The organism is Mesorhizobium sp. M7A.F.Ca.CA.004.06.1.1, assembly GCF_003999135.1.
Taxonomy (GTDB): Bacteria; Pseudomonadota; Alphaproteobacteria; order Rhizobiales; family Rhizobiaceae; genus Mesorhizobium.
Window position 1 is genome coordinate 1 of sequence record NZ_RZPQ01000527.1, and the last position, 4,196, is coordinate 4,196.

At 64.1% G+C, this 4,196-nt stretch carries 4 protein-coding genes; 1 reads left to right on the forward strand and 3 read right to left on the reverse strand.

Going from position 1 to position 4,196, the window contains the following annotated elements; genetic code table 11:
* The 3 genes from EN906_RS24985 to EN906_RS24995 form a co-directional block, all read right to left on the reverse strand.
* A partial coding sequence (locus tag EN906_RS24985; protein WP_127375454.1) for a DUF1194 domain-containing protein occupies positions 1 to 455 on the reverse strand: 455 nt, incomplete at its 3' end.
* Positions 456 to 540: 85 nt separating this feature from the next.
* Positions 541 to 2,367, reverse strand: a complete 1,827-nt coding sequence (locus EN906_RS24990; protein ID WP_127375455.1) for an ABC transporter ATP-binding protein/permease — start codon at positions 2,365 to 2,367, stop codon at positions 541 to 543.
* A 132-nt stretch (positions 2,368 to 2,499) separates the two neighbouring features.
* On the reverse strand, positions 2,500 to 3,282 hold the full coding sequence (locus EN906_RS24995; RefSeq protein ID WP_127268371.1) for a methyltransferase domain-containing protein: 783 nt from the start codon (positions 3,280 to 3,282) through the stop codon (positions 2,500 to 2,502).
* A gap of 137 nt (positions 3,283 to 3,419) precedes the next feature.
* Here EN906_RS24995 and gloB point away from each other — a divergent pair, with 137 nt between their 5' ends.
* Positions 3,420 to 4,187, forward strand: coding sequence for a hydroxyacylglutathione hydrolase (gene gloB / locus EN906_RS25000; protein WP_127271095.1), 768 nt, complete (start codon positions 3,420 to 3,422; stop codon positions 4,185 to 4,187).
* The last annotated feature ends 9 nt before the right edge of the window (positions 4,188 to 4,196 follow it).

Consider the following 4,196-nt stretch of genomic DNA (forward strand, 5'->3'; position numbering starts at 1 on the left):
CCGTCGCCCGAAATATCGATGACGCTGCGTTCGCCCTGGAAAGACGTGCGGTCGAAAAGCTCGGTGCCGAAGGCCAGCGCGCCGGAAATCGAAGTGCCGCGAAAGCTGCGGAACGGGCGAGCCGCGACCTTGTCGGCAAAGCTGTTCGCGCTCTCGGCACTATCGATGATCTGCCAGCCGATGACCGCGTCGTCGCGGACCGTGCCGGCCCATTCGAAATAGGTCAGCGCTATGCGGCCCGTGGCGCCAGCGCGGACAGCCTTGATGAAGTCGGGATGCCGCAGCGCCTCGACATAACCGGCCCGCTGCAGGGCGAACTCCTTCTCGTCCATCGACAGCGAGATGTCGACCGCCAGCACCAGCTCGACGTCGACGGCGAGCGCATCCGGCGGCGAGGCCATCGGGGCAGCCTGGGCGCAGGCAAGACAGGCAAGCAGGCGAAGAGCATCAAGCATGGCCGTCGCCAGGGTTGTTCTCCCGAAGAGCTTCCCTCGCGATCGCGGCAAAATAAAGCTCTGCTTCCCTCGCTCGGATATCAGCTCATTTCTTGCGGCGGGCGGCGACTGGCGGCGGTTCTATCGCGCCGGCCCTGACGCGGGCGGGCTTCAGGGCTGGCGCACCGGAATCCTTGACGATCGTCAACGCGCGCGGGAAGAAGTGGGTGTTGTGCTGGCCGCGCCCGATGTTGAGGATCGCTGTCCCCGGCAAACGCTTCTCGAGCATCGACAGCACGCGTCTTAGCGATGGGCCGTCGAACGCATCCAGCGCCTCATCGATGATCACCCATTTCGGCTGCCGCAACGCGAGCCTGGCGAAGGCCAGCGAGCGTTGTTCGTCATCGCCCAACTCATGGTCCCAACGCCCGGCACGGTCGAGCGATGAGGATAGCCGTCCCAGACCGACCTCGGCCAGCACCGCCGAAATGTCGGCATCGTTCGCCGGCGCGGGCCCGTTCGGGTGATCGAGGACTTCGCGCAACGTGCCGACCGGAAAATAAGGCACGCGCGGCACGAATATGGGGGTTTCTCCCGACGGCAGGCCGATCCGGCCGCTTCCCCATGGCCACAGGCCGGCAATGGCACGAAAGAACAGCGTCTTGCCCGCACCGGGGTCGCCGGTGATCATGACGCGCTCGCCGGGGCGGATTTCGACATGCGGATCGGCGAGTCTGGTGCAACCCTCCGGCGAGGTCACTTCGAGCTTCTCGAAAGTCAGGCTGCCATTGACGTTTTGGCCGAAGGCAATGCGCTTTTCCGTGTCATGCAGCGCATCGGTTTCATCGAGCGCGATGCGGAAATCGGCCACGCGCATCAGCGTGGCGCGCCAATCGGCGATGCTGCCGATGTTGTTGATGAACCAGCGCAAGGAAGAGTGGACCTGGTTGAAGGCGCCGACCGCCATCATCAGCCCGCCAAAGCTGATATCACCTGAGAAATAGACCGGCGAAGCGACCAGTATGGGCGCCACGACGGTGATCCAGCCATAGGTGTCGGTCACCCAGGACAGGTTGATCTGGGCGGTGTAGATGCGCCGCATGGCGCCCAGCACCGTGCCGAGATCGAGTTCGAGCCGCCGCCTTGCGTCGGCCTCGCCGTGATACAACGCAATGGCATCGACGTTCTCGTTGACGCGCACCATCGAGGAGCGCAGCTCGGCTTCGCGTGTATAGCGGTCGCTGTTCAGGCGGATGAGCGGGCGCCCGACCAGCCAGCTCAGCCAGGAGGCGATGCCGGCGTAAAGGATAGCGGCCCAGACCATGTAGCCCGGTATGGCCAGCGAGGTCCCGCCGATGTGGAACACGAAGCCCGAGGACAGCTCCCACAGCACCCCGACGAAGGACACGAGCAGAATGCACGACTGCAGCAGCCCGACGCCGAGATCGGTTGACAGGTCGGACAGATGCGCGGCGTCCTGCTGCATGCGCTGGTCGGGATTGACGCCGATGGCGCCGGCATTGGCCAACCGGAAGGCGCGCGCCGGCCGCATCCACTGATCGATCAGATCCAGCGTCAGCGCCTCGCGCAGTTTGAGCCTGATCATCTGGTTGAGCCAGGTCTGGCCGATATTGAGCACCAGCAGCCCGCCGGCGATCATCGCGAAGACGAGGAGCTGGTGCAGGAAGGCCGCCATGTCGCGGCGCGAAAGCGCATCGTAGAAAGGCTGGTTCCAGCGGTTGAGCAGAACCTGGCCGATCGACGTTGCGATGATCACGGCCATGATGCCGACCGATGTCCACAGCAACCATTTGCGAACCGGCGATCGCGCCAGTGCCCGCCGGATCGTCGCCACCTGATCGCGCAGGCTGCTGGCTTCAACCGCCACGGCAACCGGATGAACGGCGGCGGCATTGTCCGGTTGATCAGCCATGGCCGAGGTCCTTGCGTCAGTGCTGAAACCGGATGGAGAAACTTGACAGGCGTTTGTATGGGCTGCCGGATGGGCTGTCGGTCCGCTTGCGACAGATAGGCAGGGAAACGAGGTCAGGCACGTTTGCCGTGATCACGAAGCCGTCACCCGCGCAGCCGAGGGCTTGGCATCGGCTTTGCGACGGCCAAGCCGGGTGGCGCCATGCGGCGACAGCACCGGCACGAAGACGCGGCGCGAGGCGCGCTGGACGACGGGCACGCCTTGATAGAGCCGTTTCTGCGCCTCGACGACGATGACGCCGGAAAAGATCGGCCACAGCCGCCGGCCGGCGCGCTCCAGCACATTGTGGAAGCGCATCATGAAACGGCGCTTCGACGGCGGAAAGAACAGCGCATCGGACCAGGCGGCGGGCGTAAAATTGGCCTCGCGCAGCAATTCGGTGAGCTGGCCGCGCGAAAAGGGCCGGCCATTGCCGAATGGGGTGTGCTCGAAGCGCGCCCAGACACCGCGCCGGTTGGGCACGACGATGACCACCCGGCCAGCCGGCGACAGCACGCGCCAGATCTCGTTCAGCGTCTCACGCGGGTTCTCGACATGTTCGAGCGAATGGACGAGCAGCATGCGGTCGATGCAGGAATCGACCAGCGGCAGTTCCTCGTCGAAGACCAGTGCCGTCGCCGTCGGCCCTGTCGCCGGCCACACCACCGCGCCTTGCGTTGCCGGCATGAAGGCAAAGACCCGCTCGGCATCGGTGCCGAACCGCTCCAGCCAGGGCAAGGTGTAACCCAGACCAACCAGCCGCTCGTTGGGCACGACCGCCCATATCGACGACAACGCCATGGTGATCGAACGCTCGGCGAACCGGCCGAGCGTTGTCGAATAGAAGGAGCGAAGATCGACGATGTCGGAATGCATGGCAGGGATGTAGCCGTGATATCGGCGGGTTTCAACAAAAGGCCGCGACGACCCGACATTCCGAGATGTCATTCGACATCCGGGATGACATCCACGCGCCGGCGCCCTATGTCTGCGGCCATAAACGGAGAGATGCGATGCCGGTCGAAATCGAACAGTTCATGTGCCGCAGCGACAATTTCGGCGTGCTGGTGCATGATCCCAAAAGCGGCCAGACCGCGATCATCGACGCGCCCGAGGAAGCGCCTATCCTGGCAGCGATAAAGCGCACCGGCTGGACGCCGACGACGATCCTGACCACGCATCATCACATGGATCACGTCGAGGCCAATCTGGCGCTGAAGGAGCGCTTCAAGCTGCGCATCGTCGGCCCGGAAGCGGAAAAGGCCAAGATCCCCGGCATCGACGAGACCGTCGAAGACGGCTCGGTTCTCCATCTTGGCGATGAAAAGATCGAAGTCATCGCCACGCCCGGCCACACCGCCGGCCACGTTTCCTACTATTTGCCGGTTTCGGGTGTGGCGTTCACCGCCGACACGCTGTTTGCGCTGGGTTGCGGACGGCTGTTCGAATGCAAGCCGCCGGTGATGTATGAATCGCTGAAGAAGCTGGCTGCACTTCCGGCTGAAACGGCCATCTATTGCGGCCACGAATATACGCTCTCCAACGCCCGTTTCGCGCTGACCGTCGACCCGACCAATTCGGCATTGAAGGAACGCGCCGCCAGGATCGAAAAGCTGCGCGCCGCCGACAAGCCGACGCTGCCGACGACGATCGGCGAGGAGCTGTCGACCAATCCCTTCCTGCGCTGGCACGATCCGGCGATCCGCAAGCATCTGGGGCTGGAGAAAGCTTCGGACGCCGAGGTCTTTGCCGAAATCCGCAAGCGCAAGGACAATTTCTAGGCCCGGTGG